The sequence below is a fragment of the Longimicrobium sp. genome, from assembly GCF_036399255.1.
Taxonomy (GTDB): Bacteria; Gemmatimonadota; Gemmatimonadetes; order Longimicrobiales; family Longimicrobiaceae; genus Longimicrobium.
Genome location: NZ_DASWNM010000016.1, coordinates 88,136 through 110,553, shown reverse-complemented (window position 1 = coordinate 110,553; position 22,418 = coordinate 88,136). Strand labels below are relative to the sequence as shown.

The following is a 22,418-nucleotide window of genomic DNA, read 5'->3' as shown; positions in this document are numbered from 1 at the left end:
GGAGAGCCATGATCAACTTTGAGCGACTTACTGTCAAATCGGCAGAGGCCGTGCAGGCCGCGGCCGGCGAGGCCCGGCGCGCGGGGAATCCGACGATCGAGGACCTGCACCTGCTGCTGGCCCTGCTGGACCAGGAAGAGAGCATCGTCGTTCCCGTGCTGCAGAAGGTGGGGGTGAACGTCACCCGGCTACGCACGGAGGTGGAGGCGGCGCGGGCGCGCCTGCCCAAGCAGTCGGGCGGCGCCAACGCCACCATCAGCCGCGAGCTGAACGAGGTGCTGGACCGCGCCGAGCAGGAGGCGCGCGAACTGAAGGACGAGTACATCAGCACCGAGCACCTGCTGCTGGGGCTGGCCGAGAAGGGCTTCAGCGTCCGCGACCTGCTGCGCGCGCAGGGCGCCACCCGCGAGGCGCTTACCCAGTCGCTGGAGCAGGTGCGCGGCAGCCACCGCGTGACGGACCAGAACCCGGAAGAGAAGTACCAGGCGCTGCAGCGCTTCAGCACCGACCTTACCGAGCGGGCCCGGCGCGGCAAGCTGGACCCGGTCATCGGCCGCGACGAGGAGATCCGCCGGCTGATGCAGGTGCTTTCGCGCCGTACCAAGAACAACCCGGTGCTCATCGGTGAGCCGGGCGTGGGCAAGACGGCCATCGTCGAGGGGCTGGCGCAGCGCATCGTCAACGGCGACGTCCCCGAGGGGCTGCGCGACAAGACGCTGGTGTCGCTGGACATCGGCTCCATGCTGGCCGGCGCCAAGTACCGCGGCGAGTTCGAGGAGCGCCTGAAGGCCGTGCTCAAGGAGCTCACGGACGCCGAGGGCAAGTTCATCGTCTTCATCGACGAGTTGCACACCATCGTGGGCGCGGGGAAGACGGAGGGCTCGCCGGATGCCGGCAACATGCTGAAGCCGGCGCTGGCCCGCGGCGAGCTGCGCGTCGTCGGCGCGACCACGCTGGACGAGTACCGCCAGTACATCGAAAAGGACGCGGCGCTGGAGCGGCGCTTTCAGCCGGTGTTCGTGGGCGAGCCCACGGTCGAGGACACCATCGCCATCCTGCGCGGGCTCAAGGAGCGCTACGAGGTGCACCACGGCGTGCGCGTGACCGACCCCGCCATCGTGGCGGCGGCGACGCTCAGCAACCGCTACATCGGCGACCGCTTTCTGCCGGACAAGGCCATCGACCTGATCGACGAGGCCGCCAGCCGGCTGCGCATCGAGATCGACTCGCTGCCGCAGGAGATCGACGAGGTGGAGCGCCGCATCACGCAGCTGCAGATCGAGCGGCAGGCCCTTTCGCGCGAGAGCGACGCCGAGAGCCGCGAGCGGTTGGGGCGGCTGGAGGGCGAGCTGGCGGACCTGCGCGAGCGCTCGTCGGGGATGAAGGCGCAGTGGCAGTCCGAAAAGGCCGCCATCCAGCTGATGCGCGAAAAGAAGGAGCGGCTGGACGAGCTGAAGGTGGAGCTGGACCGCGCCAGCCGCACGGGCGACCTGAACCGCGCCGCGGAGCTGCAGTACGGCACCATCCCCCAGCTGCAGAAGGAGATCGAGGGCGACGAGGCGCGCCTGGCGGAGCTGCAGAAAACGTCCCGCTTCCTCAAGGAAGAGGTGGACGTGGACGACATCGCCGAGGTGGTGGCGCGCTGGACGGGGATCCCGGTAAGCCGCATGGTGCAGAGCGAGCGGCAGCGCCTGGCAAAGCTGGACACGCACCTCAACGAGCGCGTCATCGGCCAGCCCGAGGCCACGGAGGCGGTGGCCAACGCGGTGCGCCGCAGCCGCGCGGGGATGCAGGACCCCAACCGGCCCATCGGAAGCTTCATCTTCCTGGGCCCCACCGGCGTGGGGAAGACGGAGACGGCGCGCGCGCTGGCCGAGTTCCTCTTCGACGACGAGGAGGCCATGGTGCGCATCGACATGAGCGAGTACATGGAGAAGCACGCCGTCAGCCGCCTGGTCGGCGCGCCCCCGGGGTACGTGGGCTACGAGGAGGGCGGCCAGCTTACGGAGGCGGTGCGCCGGCGGCCGTACAGCGTGGTGCTGTTCGACGAGATCGAAAAGGCGCACCCGGACGTGTTCAACATCCTGCTGCAGATCCTGGACGACGGACGGGTGACGGACAGCCAGGGGCGGGCGGTGAACTTCCGCAACGCGGTCATCATCATGACCAGCAACATCGGCAGCCCCATGATCCTGGAGCAGGCGTCGCGGCTGGCGGACCCCGCGACGGCGCGGGAGGTGGAGAACGCGGTGCTGGGCGAGCTGCGGCGGCACTTTCGCCCCGAGTTCCTGAACCGCGTGGACGAGACCGTCGTGTTCCGGCCGCTGGGCCGGGCCGAGCTCAAGACCATCGTGGACCTGCAGCTGCGGCGGCTGGAGAAGCTGCTGGCGGACCGCAAGCTGGCGCTGGTGGTCACGGACGAGGCCAGGGCGGTGATCGCGGAGGAGGGGTACGACCCCGCGTACGGCGCCCGCCCGCTCAAGCGCGCCATCCAGCGCCTGGTGCAGAACCCGCTGGCGCTGCACGTGCTGGAGGGCGAGTTCGAAGACGGCGATACGGTGATCGTGGACCGGGACCCGGCCGGCACCGGGCTGGTGTTCCGGTCGGGCGGCGCCGGGTCGGAGGATGCGGACGCTTCCAAGCCGTCTGCGTCGACGTCGGCGGAAGCCGTGGCGGCGTAAGCCGGAAGGACGGGGATCGCAGAGGTGCGGGGGCCTGGATCAGGCCTCCGCACCTGGAAGGACGAATGAATTCGCTGCAACGACCACACGAAGACCGCCTTCGCGGAGTGGCGGGTGTGGGGCAGGGGAGAGGGCGGTGCGCGCCCCGGGCTTCGTGCCGGGCGGTAGAAGCCGCGGCTGGAACGTCACGAGGGCCTCGTCCGTGAATCGCGTGATGAGTCGCAGAAAGCCCCGTCTCGAACGTTCGAGACGGGGCTTTCGCCGCTCGTGCGGCGGTGGTTCCCTGGTGCGGCGGATGAGGGGCGAAGGCGAGTCCACTCAACCACTCGTATCCTGTCGGCCTCACGCACTTCCTCCGCAGCAGTACCCGCCGCAGTCCGGTCATGAGGCGACAGGCCGGTCGATCTCGACGACGAGGTCGGCGTCGAAGGCTCCGTACTTCTGCTTGGCCGCGTGCCGGAGCGGGGCCGTGTCGTCGCGGACCGCGTACGCGCAGGGGACGACCTGCTCGTCGCGCACCATCGAGATCTCCAGGCCGGGCGCGTGCCCGCTCACCACGGCGCAGGCGGTCGCGTCGCGCTCGCGGTTCAGCAGGACCCACGTGCGGCCGTCCACTTCCACGTAATACGCCCGGTGGTCCACCGTGGAGAAGTGCCGGAAGCGCAGGTGCAGAAAGATGTAGTCGTCCAGCGCCCGCGTCTTCTCGTCGGTCCACACGTCATCGAAGGTATCGTCCATGAACGTGCCCAGGGGCGTGCTGGTCGAGAAATCGAAACGGGAGGTTTCGGTGATGGCCTTGTTGCGCGGGTAGAAGGACATCGAAGCGCGGTCGTCCCACTCGAACATCGACAGCGGGGGAAGCCGGTCGAACAGCTTTACGTCGATCCTGCGGAACACCTCCTGGCCCGAGCGAAGCCGGTGGAATGCCAGCAGGTTCTCGCGGATGCGCCGGATCACGTCGTCGTCGCGCTCCTCGCTGCGCTGCTTCGCCGCATCCGAGGCGGGGTCAAGGATCAGGATCCGCACCTCCAGGCGGCCGTTGGCGCGGAGGGCGGTGGCCAGCGCGTTCACGAACTCGTCGTGGAGCTCGCGGTAGTCGGAATGGCTGGTGAGCGGGTAGACGAACGTGCTCAGGATGCGCACGCGGTAGCGGGAACGGGCGATGTTCGCCGCGATGGCGGAGTAGGTGATGCCTTCGGTGCGCTTTCCGTACGCGTTGCTGATGCGCGGCAGGTAATAGTTCAGCAGCAGGAAGGCCAGCGCCGTGCCTACCAGCCCGGTTCCGACGTTGACGGCGATCGCTTCAAGGTTGCGGACCGGGTTGGCCCACGCGAGCACCGCGATCCCCGCGAGCGCCATCCCCGCCAGCAGGTACCACGGCTTCATCATGGGAAGCCACTTGAAGGTTCGCCGCATGATCGTGTTCGTGAATTGACGGGAAAGAAACTTATTGGAGAGCAAGCTTGACGGGCAGCCCGCGGCGGGGCTGCCCGTCCTCCCGGGGCATTCAGCCTTCGCCGGCGCCGGTCCCGGCGGCGGGCGCCGCGTCCTGGGGCCCGGCATCCTCGCGCAGGGTGAGCTTGTAGAAGTCGGCGGGGGCGTTGGGCTTTACGCGCACGGACTTGGCGGGAATGCCCACGTTGACGTGATACGGGCGCACGTCCTTGGTGGCCAGCGCCATGGCGCCCACCATGGAGTTGTCGCCCACGTGCGTGCCGGCCAGCACGGTGGCGTGATAGGTAATGCGCACGCCGTCGCCGATGACCGTCTTGAGGTTGCTGACGTCGGCCTGGTCCACGATGGAGTGGGTGTGCGAGTAGATGTTGGCGTAGTCGCTGATGCTTACGCCGTTGCCCAGCACGATGCCGCCGCGGTCGTCCAGCAGCACGTTGCGGTGCACCACCACGTCGTCGCCCACCTCCATGTTGTAGCCGTAGCTGAACTCCACGAAGTGGAACGCCTTGAAGTTGCGCCCCACGCGGGCAAAGATGAACGGCGCCAGCGTACGCCGGAACCGCACGCCCACGTGCACGTTGCCGCCCAGCGGGCTGCGGTCGAACATCTGCCACATCCACAGCAGCGGCTTGCGCTCGTAGAACTTCGCCTCGTCCACCTCGGCGTAGTACTCGGGCTCCAGCGTCACGTTGCGCGCGTCCATCTGCGCCAGCGCGGCCCGCGCGGCCAGCGAGAGGTTTTGCGGATTCGCGTCCGCGTGGTGCGGATGGAACAGGCCGGTCAGCGTGCGGCGGCACAGCTCCCAGCGGTCTTCGCCGGCTTCCAGCTGCTGGCGGATCTCGTCCAGCCACTCGTCGTACAGCGCCGTGGCCTCGGCCGCCGGGTCCAGCTTCTTCAGGGGATATATGGGCATGGGGATCGATCGGATCTCAGGGTGCGCGTCTCGTCATCCAGCAGCGAAAATAAGGCGCGGACGGCGGCTTTCGCAAACTTCGCGCGATTAGTGGCGGATTAGAAGTGGCTTCCGCCCGGGTCCCGCCGTCGCGCTTCGGGCGTCCAGCGCACGTGGACCCGGCGGCCTTCGCGCCGGCGATGGCGCGCGAGCGGCCCGGCAGGGTCACGGCAGCGTGCGCGTCCAGCGGCGGCGGGGAAGGTCGGCGAAGCCGTGGCGGCGGTACAGGTGCTCGGCGCGGGCGTGCGACGTCTCCACCTCCAGCTCCACCGTGCGGCACCCCGCCGCGCCCGCCACCGCGATCGCCCGGGCCAGCAGCGCGTTGCCGATGCCGTGCTCGCGCAGGGAAGGCGCCACGTACAGCTCGTCCAGCCACGCCACCCGTCCGCCGCGCTCCACCGTCCACGAATACGAGACGCACGCCACGCCCACCGCCGCGCCCCCCTCCACCGCCAGCAGCACGAAGCCGCGCTCCGGCACGCGCAGGATGGCGTCCGCGGCGAACTCCAGGTCGGCGCGCTCGATGGGGATGTCGTGCTCGGCCAGCTGCGCCGCGAGAAGGCCGGTGACCTCGCGCAGGTCGTCCGGCGTGGCGGGGCGGATGGGGATGCCGTCGGTCATCGGGGATCCGGGTGGATGGGAATCAGCGCACGGAGATGCGGACGGCGATCACGCCGGGGGCCACCACGACGGCGGGCGGATCGGCATCATCCGCCCCCCGATGCAGCAGGCGGACGGTGCCGCGCCCGGCCAGGATGCCCACCAGCGCGCCGCCGGCCACGTCGCTGGCCCAGTGCTTGTCGTCGTACACGCGGCTCCAGCCCACCAGCGCGGCGCCGGTGTAGGCGGCGGCGGTCACCCACGGCGTCCGCGCTTCTTCCGCCACCGCCGACGCCAGGGAGAACGCGACCACCGCGTGCCCCGAGGGGAACGACTGCCACTGGTTGCGCCCGTTCAGCGGGCGAAAGCGCAGGGGATCGGCCGTGGTGCCGGGGCGCTCGCGGCCCACGGAGAACTTCAGCAGGCCGTTGACCGCGCCGCCGGCGGCCAGCGCGGCGGTCACGTGCAGCGCCGCGTCGGCCACCTCGCCGCGCTCCGCCAGCCGCCCCGCGGCCCAGGTGCCGCCCAGCAGCACCAGCGCGTACTGCGGCCGCCCGGCGTAGTTCAGCGCGTCCGACGCGCCTTCCCACCGCGTTCCGCCGCCCTCCGGCACTGCGCGGTCCAGCGCCCGGTCCACCAGCAGCGCGGCCCCCATCACCGCCGCCCCCGCCGCCGCCTCCCGCCGTGAGACGATCGGCTGCGCATCCGCCACCCCGGGCAGCGCGGCCAGGCCGAGGGCGAGCGCCAGCGCGGCGCATCGGCGGGAGCGGGAAAGCGGCATGCGGCGTGTCGAGCGGAACGAGGATTGTGGAGGCGCAAGTCTATCCGCCGATCCCCCACCCGGGCAACGTGCACCATCCTCCGCACTCCCGCACTCCCGCACTCCCGCACTTTCGCACCGCCCCGCGCCCCGGCAGATTCCCTTTGCGAAACCGGAAGGGTGGCGGATGCGTAGCCATCGGCAGAGCACATCCATCCCGAAACACGACCGGGGCGGCACGGCGGTTGCCCACTCCCCACCGGTTCACCCGAGAGGCCCAGATGCACGACGTTCTTCGCGACCGCATCATCCGCCACCTCGAGGCACTGCCCGAGGCGCAGCAGTACCAGGTGCTGGACTACATCGAGTTCCTGTCGTCCAAGTACAACCGCGACGTGCGGCGCCCCGGCGGGGTGCAGCGCTTCGGCGAGCTGCTGGAAGACAAGATGCGCGCACAGGGCGTGGCCCTGGGCACCATCCGCGGCGCGCTGGGCGTGGTGGGCACCGCCGGGCGCGTGGTAAGCGGCATTACCGAGGCCGGACGCACCGTGCTGCGCGAGGTGGAGAACGTGGTGCTGCCGCGCGACGCCGGGAACGGCACCCCGCAGCTGCCCCCCGGCGGCGTGCAGCAGCCCGGCGGCGACCCGCGCTCCGGGCCTCCGCAGGCGTAGCAACCCCAACGGAAGGGTTCCGTGCACTACAGCGACGACGACCAGACCCCCCGCCGGCCGGCTCCCGGCCGCGACGCGCCCCTCCGCGGCCGCGCTGCCGGGGACGACGACGACCTGGTGGGCCCGCGCCGCGGCGGCGCACCCTCGTTCCGGGACGAGGACGACGACGAGGACCTGGTCGGCCGGCGGCGGGTCGGCCAGGGCGCGCGCCGCGGCATCCTGGACGACGACGAGGACGATGCGCCGCTGCCGGCGCGCCGCCCCCGCGGCGCAGGCAGGTCGGGCGGCGGCGGTTCGGGAAAGATGGGGATGGTGCGCGACATCCCCAAATACGTCAAGCTGCTGGCGCGGCTGGCGCGCGACCCGCGGGTCAGCAAGGTCGACAAGGCCATCGTGGCCGCCACGCTGGTCTACCTGGTGAGCCCGGTGGACCTGGTGCCGGACTGGGTGGTGCCGGTGGTGGGGCAGATCGAGGACGTGTACCTGCTGGCGCTGGCGCTCAGCCGCCTGGTGAACAACGCCGGGATGGAGGTGCTGCTGGACCACTGGGAAGGCGACCCCGGCTCGCTGGAGTCGGCGCTTTCGGCGCTGGACCGCGCCGGCTCGCTGCTCCCCGGCCCCGTACGCGCCATCCTGGGCGGCCGCGCCTGAAACCAGCCGGTCCCATGATGCGACGAGGCGCGTGCGATCCACCGCACGCGCCTCGTTCGCTTGCCGGCTCACCACGTGCGGATTCACGGGGGAGCGGTGCCGGCCGACTGGGCTGCGCATTCGGCGATGCAGTGCCCGAGCAGCGTTTGTACATCCTGTTCCGTTACCGGGACCAGCAGGTTGAGCTCGATCATCGAAACGATCGGCCGGCCCAATCCACGCGCGATCGACTGGCCCACCGAAAACGGCGTCAGTCCAGGATCGGTTTCGATCAGGTCCGCCAGGAGAGTGGCGAACCGGGTGCGGATGGCACCTTCCTCCATCGCCCCGACCGGTCTGCCCCCCGTGATGATTACATACAGATCGTAGAAGTCGCGGTGCGCCAGCCGGTCGCACACGGCGTGGAGCTTTCCCGCGCAGATGTCGCGCAGCGAGCTGACACGGATCCCCTCCGCAGTCGCCTGCAGCGGCTCCAGACGAAAAGGAGACTGCACCGCGAACTGGAGCTTCACGCCGTTTTCCGGCTCGCCATCGCCCCGTGCCGTGTACGTCACCATCCCCAGGCTCTGCCCGCCGTAGGATTCCAGGTGAATCCCTTCGGGCGCGGCCACCTCCCGGACCGCCTCACCGAACGCCGGTGCGTTCAGCCCCGGGTCCGAGAAGAAGTCCAGGTCTTCGGACTGGCGATGGTGAAGGTAGTACGCGGCGAGCGCGGTCCCCCGTCCAGCCGCAGGTTGGGGGCGCCGTACGCCGCATCCGCCCGTGCGACGAGCTGCATCAGGCGGATGTGAAACGGCGTGACGATGCGAGGGTCGGCGCTACGCAGGTTGCTCTCTCCGCGTGCGGCGCAGGCGAAGCTCCTGCACGACGAGCGACCAGAACTTCCGCGAGTGCTCCGGCAGGTCCAGCTGGTCGAACTTCTCCAGCAGCACCGGCACCGGAACCAGCTTCCACAGCGTTTCCGGGCGCGCGTGCATCAGCAGGCGCGCGATGATCGCCGGGTTCCCGCCGTCGACCGGCGCGTCCCGCTTCAGGTCCCAGAACAGCTCCGGAAAGTCGCCGTAGCGGTAGATCGTCTGCTCGTCGGTGGACATGGATCGATGCTCTGCGTCTGAGATTCGCGCGAAAGTTGATCGCGTTGAGGCAGATCGGCAATCCTCCTGCCGTCAGGCCGCGGGCTCCGGATGCGGACGGACGAGGTAGACGCGCTCGTAGCCTTCGTCCGGAAGCTCCAGCAGGGCCTGGCGGAACAGCGCGTACGCGCGCTCCACCACGTCGGGCGGGACCTGGCGCGCGCGCTGGTGCTGGCGGGCCAGGCACAGCTCCAGCGGCACGTCGAAGGCCACCGCGACGAGGGGCCGGCCGCGCGCCACGGCGATCTGACGCAGCTTCTCGCGGCTCCACGGCGTCAGGTGCGTGGCGTCCGCCACCGCCGTGCGCCCCTGGTTGAGCCGGCCGCGCAGCAGCGCGTAGAACACGGCGAAGGCGTCGCGGCTGGCCTGCTGGCTCCCCGCATCGTCCGCGACCAGCCGGCGGCACTCGTCGGACGAGACGATCTCCGTCTGCGTGAAGCGGCGGCGCGCGAAGGTGCTCTTGCCGCACCCGGACGCGCCCACCAGCACCACCAGCGCACCGGGCGGAACCTCCATCGCCTCCGCCGCATCCTCCCCGATCGTCACGACGGGCGTCATGGCCCGCGGGGGCTGTAGTATCGCTTGAGCCACGCGCTCAGCCCGTCCAGCCCGGGAAACAGCACCCGCTCGGTGACGTTGGCCTGGTCCAGCTTGTCGCGCACCTCCCACTTGAGCCCGGCGGGGATCACGATGCGGCGCACCAGCTCGGGGTGCGCGGCCAGCCAGTCCTCCATGTGCGCCTCGGGGCTCGACATCACCGCGAACAGGGCGAACTGGTTCACGATGCGGTCGTCCAGCGACGGCGGCTCCAGGAACAGGGCGAACGGCTCGCCGTCCAGCGCGTCGAACTCCTCCAGCGTCTGCGCGCGGCGCGTCAGCATCTCGACCGTAAAGACGTCGGCGCACTCCGCCTCCATCTCCTCGCGCAGCGGCGCGGGAAGGAGGGCGTGGGCGCGCACGAAGTCCACCGCCCAGATCACCGCGTCGCGCTCGAACTCGCGCAGCCGCGCCGTGGCGAAGTGCAGCGCCACCTGCGGCGAAAAGGTCCAGTCCAGCAGCCGCGTGGGGAGGCCGTGGTGCTGCGCCACCGCCAGCCAGTTCCACACCGAGTCGGTGGGCACGTCGCCGCGGCGCGCGTACTTGCGAAAGTTGCGCAGCAGGTGCTGCTCCATCTGCGCGTACGCGCCGCCCAGCCGCGACAGGCTGGTGGTGAGCGGGTACGCCGCGTCGGACACGCCGCGAAAGGCGTAGGGCGAGCGGATGCGCCCGATGCTGGGGTTGAAGGCGTCGGAATAGAGCTGCTCGTTGAGCTGGTCCCAGGTCTCGATCCTGATCTCGTCCATCCCCTTGCATCCGCTCCTCTCAGGGTTTGCGCGCCCTTCGCTCCCTCCCCCCGGCATCGGCAACAAGCGTACGCGCGGCGCTTCAGCGGGACGATGGTGCCTGGACTCCAGCGGATAGAGCCCCGTATCTACTCGCGTGCGGACGCGACGCTTCCGCGCCGCCAGATGTCGTCGCTCCCTTTCCGCAAAAACCTGTGGCGAAAGGACTTCCGCCAGCCGGGGCCACCCGGTCCGGCCCTTGCTCGGAGAGTTTGGGCAAACCCTGAGTCCGCGGTGGAGTCCCGGGCGTTCCGGTTCCCAGGAACCCACCGGGGGATCGCCGCTCTGGTTTCCGCGCACTTCCCCGGCGTACGAACCTCCCGCTCGTGCCGCCTCTCCGTTGACGCCTGTGTTTTTGCGTGCCCCCGTGATGCGCTTCCGCCGTTCCGCCGTGCCGTCCGCGAGCGCCGCCCTCCGTGGCGCGGTGCTGGCGCTCGCCTGCGCGGGTGCGGCCGTCCCCGCGGGCGCGCAGCGGCCGGACGGGCTGACGCTGGACGAGGTGCTGCGCACCACCCTGGCCGCCAACGCCGACATCCAGTCGGCCGCGTGGGAGGTGGAGCGGCAGGCGGCCGGGGTGCGCGTGGCCCACGGCGCGTTCGATCCGCAGGTCACCGCCACGGTGTCGTCGCGGGACGAGCGCAGCCCGCTGTTCGGCGCGCAGGACGTGCCGGGGATCGCGTCCACCCGCACGCTGACGTACGGGCTGGGCGTGGACCAGCCGTACCGCTCGGGGCTCGTCGTCTCTCCCTCGCTCGCCTTTTCGCGGCTGGACGCGGCGGGGCAGGGGATCGGCCCGCGCAACCAGGCGGTCGCCAGCCTGGGCGTGACCCTGCCGCTGCTGCGCGGGCGGGGCGGCGGGCTGGCCGTGGCGGGGGAGCGCGCGTCGGTGATGCTGCACTCCGCCAGCGCCTCGGCGCTGGACTACAGGCGCAGCGCGGCGCTGCTGGCGGCGGTGGAGGCGTACTGGAGCTACGCCGCCGCGTACGCGCGCCTGGACGTGCTGCGGCAGACGGAGGAGCGCACCGCCCGCATCGTGGCGCAGACGCAGACGCTGGTGGACGCCGACGCGCGGCCCCGGGTGGACCTGCTGCCGGTGCAGGCCAACCTGGCCTCGCGCCGCGCGGCCCGCATCAGCGGCGAGCGCGGGCTCATCGGCGCGCGGCAGGAGCTGGGGCGGGCGATGGGGATCGCCCCGGCGGAGGTGCTGCGGCTTCCCCCGCCGGCCACCGCGTTCCCCCGGGGTCCAGGCGCGGCGGGGATCGCCGCCGACAGCGGGCTGGTGCGGCAGGCGCTGCGGCTGCGGCCGGACCTGGAGGCCGCGCGCCGCCAGCGCGACGCCGCCCGCGACCTGCTGGCCGGCTACCGCGGCGAAACGCGCCCGCGCCTGGACCTGAGCGTCACGCTGGGCTACCAGGGGCTGGAGGCCGGCGGCGAGCTGGGTCGCCTGGTCTCGCCCTTCTACAGCGAGCTGGGGGGGATGCACACGCGGCTGGAGCTGACCTACGGCATGCCGCTGCGCAACCGCCTGGCGGGCGGGCAGGCGCTGCAGGGCGCCGCGGCCGAGCGGCAGGCCGAGCTGGCCTACGCCGAGCTGCGGCGGCAGGTGGAGCTGGACGCCGCCGCCGCCCTGGAGACGCTGCGGAGCTCCGCCGCCGAGCTGGCCGAGTTCGGCGAGGCGGCGCGGCTGCACGCGCTTACGCTCGAGAGCGAGCAGCGGCGCTACCAGCTGGGCACCAGCACCATCTTCGACATCATCGACGCCGAGGAAGGGCTGACCTCCGCCACCCTGGCCGAGATCGAGGCCCGCGCCCGCTACGCCGTGTCGCTGGCCCGGCTGCGCCACACCACCGGCACCCTGTCGGCCGCGGGCGCGGCCGACGCGGACGCGCTGACGCGCTGGGAGGACTGAGCATGGCCGCCGAGACCGAGAGCCCGCCGCAGGCACCCGCCGCGAAGCCGGTGGAGCCCAGGAAGGAGATCTTTCGCTCCGTGGCCCTGGAGCGCCTGTCCTCGCCCGAGCAGCTCGACCAGCTGATGCAGGTGACCACCCCGCGCGGGTGGCTGATGCTGGTGGGGGTGGGCGCGCTGCTGGCCACGGCGCTCGTCTGGAGCGTGCTGGGAAGCGTTCCCGAGCGCATCGGCGGAAAGGGGATCCTGATCCGCAGCGGCGGCGTGCTGGAGGTGGAGGCGCCCGGCGACGGCCGCGTGACCGACGTGGCCGTGCGCGTGGGCGACGCGGTGAGCGAGGGGCAGGTGGTGGCGCGCATCCAGCGGCAGGACCTGGTGCTGCGCATTCAGCAGGCGCGCGCCCAGGTGGCCGAGCTGCGCCAGCGGCACGCGCAGCAGGTGCGGTTCGGCCAGACCGACGTACAGCTGCAGGCGGCCCACCGCGCCCAGCGGCGCGAGCAGCTGCTGGCCAGCATCGAGGCCGGCACCCGCACCCTGCGCACGCTGAACGAAAAGATGGAAAGCGAAGCGCGGCTGGCGCGGGAGGGGCTGCTGACCCGGCAGGCGGTGCTGGCCACCACGCAGGAGCGCGACGGGGCCGAGGAGCGCGTGCGCCAGGCCCGCAGCGAGCTGGCGCAGCTGCAGGCCGAGGCCGGGCAGGTGCAGAACCAGACCCTGCGCAACGTGCAGGAAAGCCAGACGCGGCTTACCGAGGCCGAGCGCGAGCTGGCGCAGATGGAAAGCGAGCTGCGCACCACCAGCGAAGTCACCAGCCCCTACACGGGGCGGGTGCTGGAGGTGATCGTGGAGCAGGGAAGCATGGTGGACCGCGGCCGCCCCATCCTGAGCGTGGACCTGACCGGCAAGGCGGTCAAGGCGCTGGAGGCCATCATCTACATCCCCTCGGTGCACGGCAAGAAGATCCGCCCGGGGATGGAGGTGCAGATCGCCCCGTCCACGGTGAAGAAGGAGGAGTTCGGCTACCTGCTGGGGACGGTGACCTACGTCTCGGACTTTCCCGTCACCCCGCAGGCGATGCAGCAGGTGCTGAAGAACGAGCAGCTGGTGACCTCGCTGAGCGGCGACGACGCGCCGTACGCCATCCACGTGGACCTGCTGCCGGACCCCGACAACCTGAGCACCTACCGCTGGACCAGCTCCGAGGGCCCTCCCATCCGCATCCAGAGCGGCACCCTGGCCTCGGCCGGGGTGGTGGTGGAGCGCCGCCGGCCCATCCTGATGGTGGTTCCCCAGCTGCGCCGCCACGGCGGCGCTCCCGCGCCGCGCCCATGATCGCCCGGGCGAAGGCAGCCGTCCGGCGCCTGCGCGGCGGGGGCGGGGCGCCCACGAAGCCGCGGCGCGCGCGCGTCCCCACCGTGCTGCAGATGGAGGCGGTGGAGTGCGGCGCGGCGTCGCTGGCCATGGTGCTGGCGTACCACCGCAAGCGGGTGCCGCTGGAAGAGGTGCGCGTGGCCTGCGGCGTGTCGCGCGACGGCAGCAAGGCCAGCAACGTGGTGAAGGCGGCGCGCGGCTACGGGCTGGTGGCGAAGGGGTTCAAGAAGGAGCCGGGCGACCTGCGCGCGCTCCCCGTGCCCATGATCGTCCACTGGAACTTCAACCACTTCGTGGTGCTGGAGGGGTTCGGAAAGGGAAAGGCCTTTCTGAACGACCCCGCCCACGGGCCGCGCGCGGTCACCGAGGACGAGTTCGACCAGTCGTTCACCGGGGTGGCGCTCACCTTCGAGCCCGCGCCGGAGTTCGTTCCCGGCGGCGAGGGGCACAGCCTGGCGGCGGCGCTGGGGCGGCGGCTGGCGGGGCTGCACGGCGCGGTGGTGTACGTGGTGCTGGCGGGCCTCGCCCTGGTCCTCCCGGGGCTGCTGGTGCCCACCTTCTCCCGCGTCTTCGTGGACGACGTGCTGGTAAAGGGGATGGCGGAGTGGGTGCGGCCGCTGACCTGGTTCATGGCGGCGACGGCGCTGGTCATCGCCACGCTCACCTTTCTGCAGCAGCGCTACCTGCTGCGGCTGGAGGCGCGGCTGGCCATCGGCACCTCGGCGCGCTTCCTGTGGCACGTCCTGCACCTTCCGCTGCAGTTCTTTACCCAGCGCTTTCCGGGCGAGATCGCGTCGCGCGTGGGGATCAACGACCGCGTGGCGCAGCTGCTCTCGGGCGAGCTGGCCACCAGCACGCTGGCGGCCATCGTCGTGGTCTTCTACGCGGCGCTGATGTTCCGCTACGACCCCGTGCTGGCGGCCGTCGTCGTGCTGACGGCGGGGCTGAACATCGCGGCGCTGCGCTGGGTGTCGCGGCGGCGCGCGGACCTGAGCGCGCGGCTGCTGCAGGACCGCGGCAAGGCCATCGGCACGGCCATGGGCGGGCTGCTGAACATCGAGAACCTCAAGGCCACGGGGTCCGAGTCCGACTTCTTTGCCCGCTGGAGCGGCTACTACGCCAAGGCGGCCAACGCGCAGCACCAGCTGGCGCTGCAGACCACCCTGCTTTCCGCCGTGCCGCCGCTGCTGCTGGCGGTGAGCACGGCGCTGCTGCTGGGGGTGGGCGGGCTGCGGGTGATGGACGGCCGGCTGAGCATGGGCATGCTGATCGCCTTCCAGGCGCTGATGCTGGCGTTCCTGAACCCGGTGAACTCCCTGGTGGCCATGGGGAGCACGCTGCAGGAGGTGCGCGGCGACATGAACCGGCTGGACGACGTCCTGCGCGCGAAGGCGGAGCGGATGGAGGCCCCCGCGCCGGCGGCCGGCGAGCCGCGCCCCGTCGTGGCCACGCCGGCGCCGGGGCGGCTGGACGGCGGCCTGGAGCTGCGGCGCGTCTCGTTTGGCTACAGCCGGCTGGAGCCGGCGCTCATCCAGGACTTTTCGCTGGACCTGAAGCCGGGGATGCGGGTGGCGCTGGTGGGCGGGTCGGGATCGGGCAAGAGCACGGTGGCGCGGCTGGTGAGCGGGCTGTACGAGCCGTGGGCGGGCGAGGTGCTGCTGGACGGCATCCCCCGCGCCGCCGTGCCGAAGCCGGTGATGACCAGCAGCTTTGCCGTGGTGGACCAGGAGGTGTTCCTGTTCGAGGGAACGGTCCGCGAGAACCTGACCATGTGGGACCCCACGGTCCCCGAGCCGGACCTGGTGGAGGCGGCGCGAGACGCCTGCATCCACGACGACATCAGCGCGCGGCCCGGCGGCTACGCCAGCGCCATCGAGGAGGGCGGGCGCAACTTCAGCGGCGGGCAGCGGCAGCGGATGGAGATTGCCCGCGCGCTGGTGAACCGCCCCAGCGTGATGATCCTGGACGAGGCCACCAGCGCGCTGGACCCCAGCGTGGAGCAGCAGATCGACGACAACCTGCGCCGCCGCGGCTGCACCTGCCTGATCGTGGCGCACCGGCTCAGCACCATCCGCGACTGCGACGAGATCGTGGTGATGGACGCCGGCAGGATCGTGCAGCGGGGCACGCACGACGAGCTGCGCGAGGCGGACGGGCCGTACCGCGACCTGATCGCGGCGGAGTGAGGCGATGACGACCCTTTGCTCCGGGCTCCCGGACGGCACGCCGCGCCCCGCGGCCGGGAACCGCCCCCTGCGGCTGGACCCCGCGCGCGTGTGGATCGTGCGGCAGGGGCGCATCGACGTGTTCGGCACGCGGCTGGACGGGGCGGGCGAGCCCACGGGCACGCGCCGCCACCTCTTCCGCCTGGAGGCGGGCGACCCCGTCTTCGGGCTGGGCGAGGACCCCGCCTCGGGCCGCGCCCTGCTGGCCGTGGGCGCGCCGGGGACGATGCTGGCGGAGTACGGGGTGGCGGAGTTCGAGGCGCTGGCGCGGGACGAGGGGACGCGCGCGGAGTTCGACGCGCTGGTGCAGCACTGGGCGGAGCGGGTGTGGGACGGGCTGGTGGGGCGCGCCACGGTGCGCCGCGCCACCGGTGGCGCGCTGGGCGAGGAAGTGTGGCTTCCCGCCGGCTTCAACCTGCGTCCCGACCAGGCGATGGTCTGGATCGACGCCGTGGAGGGCGAGCTGTGCCTGCTGGGCCGCCGCACCGCGCCGCTGGGCCCGGGCGAGATGATGCCCCTTACCCGCCGCGCGTGGGCGGAAGCGGTGGGCGCCGCGCGGGTGCGGCTGCTGGACACGGCGGCGGTGCTGGCGGCGGAGGGGGTCGAGGGGGTGTGGCGCGCGCTGGCCCGGCTGCACCACGTGGCCATGGAGCTGGCGGCGGAGCGCGCCCGGGCCGAGAGCCAGGCGTACGCGGACCGGCTGCAGGCGCGCGAAAAGGCGCGGGCGGCGGGGATGGCGGGCGGGCTGTCGCGCCTGGCCAGCACGCTCGAGACGACGCAGCAGCGGATGGGGATGCGGCTGCGCCCACCCGAGGGCGCGGACGAGGACACGCTCTTCGCCGCGTTCCGGCTGGTGGCCCAGGCGCAGGGGCTGCGGGTGGAGCCCCCCGCCAGCCGCGCGCAGGTCAAGGACCCGGTGCAGGCGCTGGCCCGCGCCTGCCGGGTGCGCGCGCGCCGGGTGGTGCTGCGCGAAGGGTGGTGGCGCGAGGACAACGGCGCCCTGCTGGGCCGCTGGGACGCGAGCCCGGTGCCGCTGGCGCTGCTTCCCGTGCGCGGCGGCGGCTACGAGGCGTACGACCCCGCCGACGGCTCGCGCGTTCGCCTGGACGAACAGTCGGCGGCGCGGGTGGGGCCCACGGCGTACATGGTCTACCGCCCCTTCCCGGCGGAGGCGCTGCGGCCGCTGGACGTGCTGCGCTTTGGCCTGCACGGCTGCCGGGCCGACGTGCTGACGGCGCTGACCGCGGCGCTGCTGGGCGCGGCGCTCGGACTCGTCCTGCCGCTGGCCACGGGAATGCTGTTCGAGCACGTGATCCCCGGCGCCGACCGCGGGCAGCTGGTGCAGATGACGCTGATCCTGCTGGCGGCGGCGGTGGCCGGCGCGCTGTTCACGGTGGTGCGCGGGCTGGCCATCGTGCGCATCGAGTCGCGCACGGCGGCGGGGATCCAGGCGGCGGTGTGGGACCGGCTCATCGCGCTGCCGCTCCCCTTCTTTCGCGACTACTCGGCGGGCGAGCTGGCCATGCGCGCCATGAACGTCGAGGAGATCCGCCGGGTGATGACGGGCGCGGTGGTCACGGGGCTGCTGGCGGGGCTGTTCTCGCTGAGCAACCTGTTCTTGCTCTTTCACTACGACTTCAGGATGGGCGCGGTGGGAACGGCGCTCATCCTGGTCTCGCTGGTGGCCTCCGTCTCCATCGGCCTGCTGCAGCTGCGCAGCCAGCGGTCCATCCTCACGGCGCGCAGCAAGATCAGCGGGATGATGCTGCAGTTCCTTACCGGCATCAGCAAGTTGAAGCTGGCGGGGGCCGAGTCGCAGGCGTTTTCGCTCTGGGCGCGCGCCTTTGGCGAGCAGCGCGACCGGCAGTACCGCAACCGCACGCTGGGCATTCGCCTGGCGGTGTTCAACGCGGCGTATCCCGTCTTCTGCTCCATCCTCCTCTTCCGGATGGCGGCCGCCACGCTGGGGACGGAGGACGCCATGGGGACGGGCGCGTTCCTGGGCTTTACGGCGGCGTTCGGCCTGTGCCTGGGCGCGGTGCTTTCCACCAGCACGGCGGTGCTGCAGGCGCTGAACGCGGTGCCGCTGTACGAGCAGGTCAAGCCCATCCTGCACACCCCCCCCGAGGTGCGGCCGGGCAAGGACGACCCCGGCGAGCTTTCCGGCGCCATCGAGCTGCAGCACGTCTCCTTTCGCTACCAGGCCGACGGGCCGCAGGTGCTGCGCGACGTCTCGGTCCGCATCAACCCGGGCGAGTTCGTGGCCTTCGTGGGGCCCTCGGGCTCGGGCAAGTCCACCTGCTTCCGGCTGCTGCTGGGGTTCGACACGCCGGAGCTGGGGTCGGTTTCCTACGACGAGCAGGACCTGGCGGGGCTGGACGTGGAGGCGGTGCGGCGGCAGATGGGGGTGGTGCTGCAGAGCGGGCGGGTGATGTCGGGCGACCTGTTCACCAACATCGCCGGCTCGTCCACGGCCACGCTGGACGATGCGTGGGAGGCGGCGCGCATGGCGGGGCTGGACGAGGACATCCGCAGGATGCCCATGGGAATGCACACCATGGTGAGCGACGGCGGCGGCACGCTGAGCGGCGGGCAGCGGCAGCGGCTGATGATCGCCCGCGCCATCGTGGGCCGGCCGCGCATCCTGCTGATGGACGAGGCCACCAGCGCGCTCGACAACCGCACGCAGGCCATCGTCAGCGAGTCGCTCGATCGTCTCCGGGCCACCCGGGTAGTCATCGCGCACCGGCTCAGCACCATCCTCCACGCCGACCGCATCCACGTCCTGGTCGCGGGCGAGATCGTGGAGAGCGGAAGCTTCGACGAGCTGATGGCGCTCGATGGCGTCTTCGCCGCCATGGCCCGCCGCCAGCTGGCCTGAGGGAGCCGGATGAAGCGGAGTTGAACCCGGTGAACCGCAGGTTTGTCATTCCGAGGCCCGGCCACACAACAATCAGAGGAATGCGCCGCAGGTTGCAGGGCCGAGGAATCTACCGTCGGCTCGCGTGAGGCCGGACGCGGCAGCCCGCGCCACCGTCGCGGCGGCGAAACCGCCAGACAGGGCCGGTCCGGGACGTCACGACACCCCACGAGGAAACGGAAAGTAGATTCCTCGGTCGCGCACCAGATTCCATGGTCACGTACGGTGCCGTGCGGCGCTCCCTCGGAATGACAGATCGGGGGTCGGTTTAGGGAAGCCCATTGGAGGGGGGCGGCCCACCCCTAAGAATCACACGTGAACCTGACTTCCTGAGGGAGCGCACCACGTGTAACCGGAAGTGACGCAAGAGCCTGCGCGCGACCGAAGGATCTGCTTTCCGCCGCGCCGGATCAGGCCGGCAGGCGCATCTGGCTCTCGCGTCGGGATCCGATGATCGTGCGTGGCAGGGTGCGGCAACGGACGCGCGGCAGGGGTGGCGTCCGCCGTCTTCCGCGCGGCGCGGCGGGATGCCCGGGCGTCGGTCGATCCGGAACACACCGCGATCCTGCCGGATTTCGGTACTCGGCCGCCGGATCGGGTCCACGGATCGCGGTGGTGTGGATGATGATCGGCGCCTGCATGCGAGTCGGTTGCGGTGGAGGCGGTAAAGGTGTTTTTCAAAAAATTCGGATACAAACCGTAGGGCGGGCTTTCCGCCACGTTTCCGCAGGGTTCGTGGATGGCCGCGCCCTCCTGCGACGCGAAGCACCCGGGACACACCGATGCACGGCAGCAGACTTCTTCGTGGTTCCACGCTCGCGCTGCTCCTCGCGGCCTCCGCGCTGGCGGCGTGCGGCGGCTCCGACGACCCGGCGGCGCAGCGCTCGAAACGCTCCGCCGGCAAGGGCGAGATCGTGGTGGGCGCCGCGTGGCCGTGGGAGCTGCGCGGCGAGCAGATTCACTACGGCAAGGGGATGGACCTGGCCGTGGAAGAGCTGAACGCCGCCGGCGGCGTGCTGGGACGCCCGCTCAAGCTGCTGCGCGTGGACGACCAGGAGTCCGTCGACCGCGGGCGCATCATCGCCCAGGAGCTGGGGCGCAACCCTGACGTGGTGGCCGTCATCGGGCACCTGCAGTCGTACGTCACCGTCTCCGCCGCGCCCATCTACGACCTGTCCGGCCTGCTGCTGGTCTCCGCCACCAGCACCTCGCCCGAGCTGACCCGCAAGGGCTACGGCCGCGTGTTCCGCACCACCTTCAACGACACCGAGGTGGGGCGGCAGATGGCGCAGTACGCCGTGGACCGCGGCTACAAGCGCATGGTCATCTACTACGCCCGCAACGAGTACGGGCGCGAGCTGGCCAACGCCTTCGAGGAGCACGCCGTCAGCCGCGGCACCCAGGTCGTGAACCGCGAGTCGTACGACCCCAACCTCTCCGCCAACCCCGTGGCCGCCGAGCAGACGGTGAACACGTGGAGCAGCTGGGAGTTCGACGCCGTCTTCATCGCCGGACAGGACGAGCAGGCCGCCCTGCTGGTGACCGAGCTGCGCCGCCAGGGAATCCGCGTTCCCGTCCTGGGAAGCGACGCCATGGCCACCCCCGTGTTCCTGGAAAAGGGCGGGCCGGCGGTGGAGGGAACGGTGATCGCCAGCGCCTTTCACCCCGACGCCCCCGACGCCGAGGTCCGCCAGTTCAACCAGGCGTTCGAGCGGCGCTACGGCGGCCGCCCCGACGTGGGCGCCGCGCTGGGCTACGACGCCGTGCGCGTGCTTGCCCAGGCCATGCGCGAGGCGCAGACCACCGAGCCCGACAAGGTGGCCGCCGCCATGCACCGCCTGACCGGCTTTCGCGGCGTGACCGGCGCCTTCAGCTTCGACCAGGAAGGCAACCTGGTGGGAATGCCCATCCGCAAGGTGGTGGTGCGCGACGGACGCTTCCAGTACCTGGACGAGCGGCCCGCGGCCGGCGTGGAATAGAGCCCGGCTGCCACTGGATAGAGCACGGGGTCCATCGCCTAGGAGTGCGCCGCACCGCACCGGATGCGCCTTTCGGTTGCGGCGCATCGACTTGCGGAGTGCACGCAAAAATGGCATGTGGCGTGCTCCGCCCGACGCTGACACACCCGTTTGATGACCTTCTTGTCCCCGGGAGAACACCTCAATGGCCGACGGCCTTCTTCGCCCTGACGAGGGTGAGTTCGACGACCTGGACGTGGACGAGCTGGAAGACGTGGTCGGCGGGCTGGACCTGCCGCTGGACGACACCAACTCGCGCTGTACCATCAACGGCAACTGCGGCTGCCAGGCGTAGGTGCGATCCCGCTCCGCGCGGCACCCGCACGCCGGGCGCACCCCCGCCCGAGGCGCCCCTTCCGCCCTTCACCCCTTCCGCCCCCGCCGCAGGGGCGATGCGACGCTCCCATGCCGCTGACCGTTCTCCCGGCCGCCGGCGCCGTCTCCCCGGCGCCTGACGGCATCGCCGCGGACGCGCGTGAGGCGCGCCGCGCGGAGGTGCTGCGCGCGTTCGGCGCGGGGCCGGCGGAGTGCGGCGAGCTGCTGGCGTACAACCGCAGCGTGTTCGCCGTGCCGGGGGACGTGCGGCTGCCGCTGCCGGACGAGCCGTTCGTGGCCGCGTGGACGCGCTACGCGGCGGAGGCGTGGACGCGCGGCCTGCTCCCGGTGCTGCGCGAGCACCTGGTGCAGCTGCGCTTTCCGGTCGGCGCGGGGCGCAGCGCCGACGAGGCGTACCGGGCGGCCACCGGGCGCGGCATCGTGCCGCCGGGGACGGGCGGGCTGGAGCTGGAGGATCGCGAGGGGCTGCGGCTGTTCATCCACCCCACCCCCGCCGGCGCCGTCCCCGTGCTGCTGGCCTCCCGCCGCGCCGACTTCGAGGCGCTGGTGCGCGCGCTCACCCGGAAGAACGAGCCGGCGCCCATCCCCGCTTCCATGGGCGCAGCCATGGTGGGCGGATACAACAATTGGGGTCGCGTGGCCGAGCTGCGCCGCGCGTGGGAAGCGGGGGAGGTGGACGCGGACGGCGCCCGCGACTGGAGCGCCGCCTTCGCCGTTCTCAAACAGCGCAGGGAGCTGTACCAGGACCGCTTCATCCTGCTCAGCGGCGGACCCTACAGCGGCGTCCCCGCGGAGGCGATGGGGCTGCAGCCCGACGAGTGGAGCCGGGCCTCCATCACCATCCGCCTGGAGCACGAGTGCGCGCACTACTTCACCCGGCGCGTCCTGGGCTCCATGCGCAACAACCTGCTGGACGAGCTGATCGCCGACTATGCCGGCATCGTGGCCGCGGCGGGGCGCTATCGGGCCGGCTGGTTCCTTCGCTTCTGCGGGCTCGAGGGGGAGGACGGATGCCGGGCCGACGGGCGGCTGTGGAACTACCGCGGCGAACCGCCTCTTTCCGACGCCGCGTTCGCCGTGCTGCAGCGGATCGTCCGCGCCGCCGCGCGCGAGGTGGAGCGGTACGATGCCGGTTTGAGTCCGTCCAGCCGCACTCCGGAAGGCCGCGCGCGGGTGCTGCTGGCGCTGGCGGCCCGGACGCTGGAAGAGATCGCCGCGGGCGCGCTGCCATCCTTGGGGCCGCCGCCCCCCATGGGGAGCCCGGTCTGATTCGCGCCGGCCGACTCGGCTGGATAGGGACCGGCGTCCATCGGATAGGGCCCCGATCCCACCCTTCTGGCGCCGCGCTCTCCAAA

Annotated in this window: 17 protein-coding genes and 1 pseudogene; 10 read left to right on the top strand and 8 right to left on the bottom strand. The window is 71.7% G+C overall.

From position 1 onward, the window contains the following. Positions 1-11 precede the first annotated feature (11 nt). The gene (gene clpB, locus VGC13_RS01575; RefSeq protein ID WP_349264168.1) at positions 12-2,681 is read left to right on the top strand and encodes an ATP-dependent chaperone ClpB; all 2,670 of its coding nucleotides are present in this window, start codon (positions 12-14) and stop codon (positions 2,679-2,681) included. Positions 2,682-3,062: 381 nt separating this feature from the next. Here clpB and VGC13_RS01570 read toward each other — a convergent pair whose 3' ends face one another. The 4 genes from VGC13_RS01570 to VGC13_RS01555 all read right to left on the bottom strand — a co-directional run bounded on the left by VGC13_RS01570 (position 3,063) and on the right by VGC13_RS01555 (position 6,469). After that, positions 3,063-4,070 carry a DUF5919 domain-containing protein gene (locus VGC13_RS01570; protein WP_331123433.1) on the bottom strand — a complete coding sequence of 336 codons (1,008 nt, stop codon included), beginning with the start codon at positions 4,068-4,070 and terminating at the stop codon, positions 3,063-3,065. Positions 4,071-4,188: 118 nt separating this feature from the next. Then, positions 4,189-5,049, bottom strand: coding sequence for an acyltransferase (locus VGC13_RS01565; RefSeq protein WP_331123432.1), 861 nt, complete (start codon positions 5,047-5,049; stop codon positions 4,189-4,191). A gap of 204 nt (positions 5,050-5,253) precedes the next feature. Next, a complete protein-coding gene (locus VGC13_RS01560; protein ID WP_331123431.1) occupies positions 5,254-5,709 on the bottom strand; it encodes a GNAT family N-acetyltransferase in 456 nt (151 codons plus the stop codon). A 22-nt stretch (positions 5,710-5,731) separates the two neighbouring features. Then, positions 5,732-6,469, bottom strand: coding sequence for a phosphatase PAP2 family protein (locus tag VGC13_RS01555; RefSeq protein ID WP_331123430.1), 738 nt, complete (start codon positions 6,467-6,469; stop codon positions 5,732-5,734). A gap of 260 nt (positions 6,470-6,729) precedes the next feature. On the opposite strand from VGC13_RS01555, the gene VGC13_RS01550 reads away from it, so the two are divergent. Continuing rightward, a complete protein-coding gene (locus VGC13_RS01550; protein WP_331123429.1) occupies positions 6,730-7,119 on the top strand; it encodes a DUF2281 domain-containing protein in 390 nt (129 codons plus the stop codon). A 21-nt stretch (positions 7,120-7,140) separates the two neighbouring features. Further along, a complete protein-coding gene (locus VGC13_RS01545) occupies positions 7,141-7,770 on the top strand; it encodes a YkvA family protein (RefSeq protein WP_331123428.1) in 630 nt (209 codons plus the stop codon). A gap of 83 nt (positions 7,771-7,853) precedes the next feature. On the opposite strand, the pseudogene VGC13_RS01540 reads toward VGC13_RS01545, so the two are convergent. From VGC13_RS01540 to VGC13_RS01525, 4 genes and pseudogenes are all read right to left on the bottom strand, one after another. Beyond that, positions 7,854-8,477: pseudogene (locus VGC13_RS01540) on the bottom strand (nucleotidyl transferase AbiEii/AbiGii toxin family protein); the annotation flags it as partial. 111 nt (positions 8,478-8,588) lie between these two features. Further along, positions 8,589-8,864 carry a hypothetical protein gene (locus tag VGC13_RS01535; RefSeq protein ID WP_331123427.1) on the bottom strand — a complete coding sequence of 92 codons (276 nt, stop codon included), beginning with the start codon at positions 8,862-8,864 and terminating at the stop codon, positions 8,589-8,591. A 72-nt stretch (positions 8,865-8,936) separates the two neighbouring features. Further along, complete coding sequence (locus VGC13_RS01530; protein ID WP_331123426.1) at positions 8,937-9,461, bottom strand: AAA family ATPase; 525 nt, start codon at positions 9,459-9,461, stop codon at positions 8,937-8,939. After that, a complete protein-coding gene (locus tag VGC13_RS01525; RefSeq protein WP_331123425.1) occupies positions 9,458-10,246 on the bottom strand; it encodes an FRG domain-containing protein in 789 nt (262 codons plus the stop codon). Before VGC13_RS01525 ends, VGC13_RS01530 begins: the two co-directional genes overlap by 4 nt. A 409-nt stretch (positions 10,247-10,655) precedes the next feature. On the opposite strand from VGC13_RS01525, the gene VGC13_RS01520 reads away from it, so the two are divergent. From VGC13_RS01520 to VGC13_RS01490, 7 genes are all read left to right on the top strand, one after another. Further along, a complete protein-coding gene (locus VGC13_RS01520; RefSeq protein ID WP_331123424.1) occupies positions 10,656-12,194 on the top strand; it encodes a TolC family protein in 1,539 nt (512 codons plus the stop codon). A gap of 2 nt (positions 12,195-12,196) precedes the next feature. Beyond that, complete coding sequence (locus VGC13_RS01515) at positions 12,197-13,525, top strand: NHLP bacteriocin system secretion protein (RefSeq protein WP_331123423.1); 1,329 nt, start codon at positions 12,197-12,199, stop codon at positions 13,523-13,525. Continuing rightward, positions 13,522-15,750, top strand: coding sequence for an NHLP family bacteriocin export ABC transporter peptidase/permease/ATPase subunit (locus tag VGC13_RS01510; RefSeq protein ID WP_331123422.1), 2,229 nt, complete (start codon positions 13,522-13,524; stop codon positions 15,748-15,750). Before VGC13_RS01515 ends, VGC13_RS01510 begins: the two co-directional genes overlap by 4 nt. 4 nt (positions 15,751-15,754) lie before the next feature. Next, positions 15,755-18,670 carry an NHLP bacteriocin export ABC transporter permease/ATPase subunit gene (locus VGC13_RS01505; protein ID WP_331123421.1) on the top strand — a complete coding sequence of 972 codons (2,916 nt, stop codon included), beginning with the start codon at positions 15,755-15,757 and terminating at the stop codon, positions 18,668-18,670. 821 nt (positions 18,671-19,491) lie between these two features. Beyond that, positions 19,492-20,688 carry an ABC transporter substrate-binding protein gene (locus VGC13_RS01500; protein ID WP_331123420.1) on the top strand — a complete coding sequence of 399 codons (1,197 nt, stop codon included), beginning with the start codon at positions 19,492-19,494 and terminating at the stop codon, positions 20,686-20,688. 184 nt (positions 20,689-20,872) lie between these two features. Further along, positions 20,873-21,022, top strand: a complete 150-nt coding sequence (locus tag VGC13_RS01495) for a hypothetical protein (protein WP_331123419.1) — start codon at positions 20,873-20,875, stop codon at positions 21,020-21,022. A gap of 110 nt (positions 21,023-21,132) precedes the next feature. Beyond that, positions 21,133-22,332, top strand: coding sequence for a DUF7005 family protein (locus tag VGC13_RS01490; protein ID WP_331123418.1), 1,200 nt, complete (start codon positions 21,133-21,135; stop codon positions 22,330-22,332). Positions 22,333-22,418 lie beyond the last annotated feature (86 nt).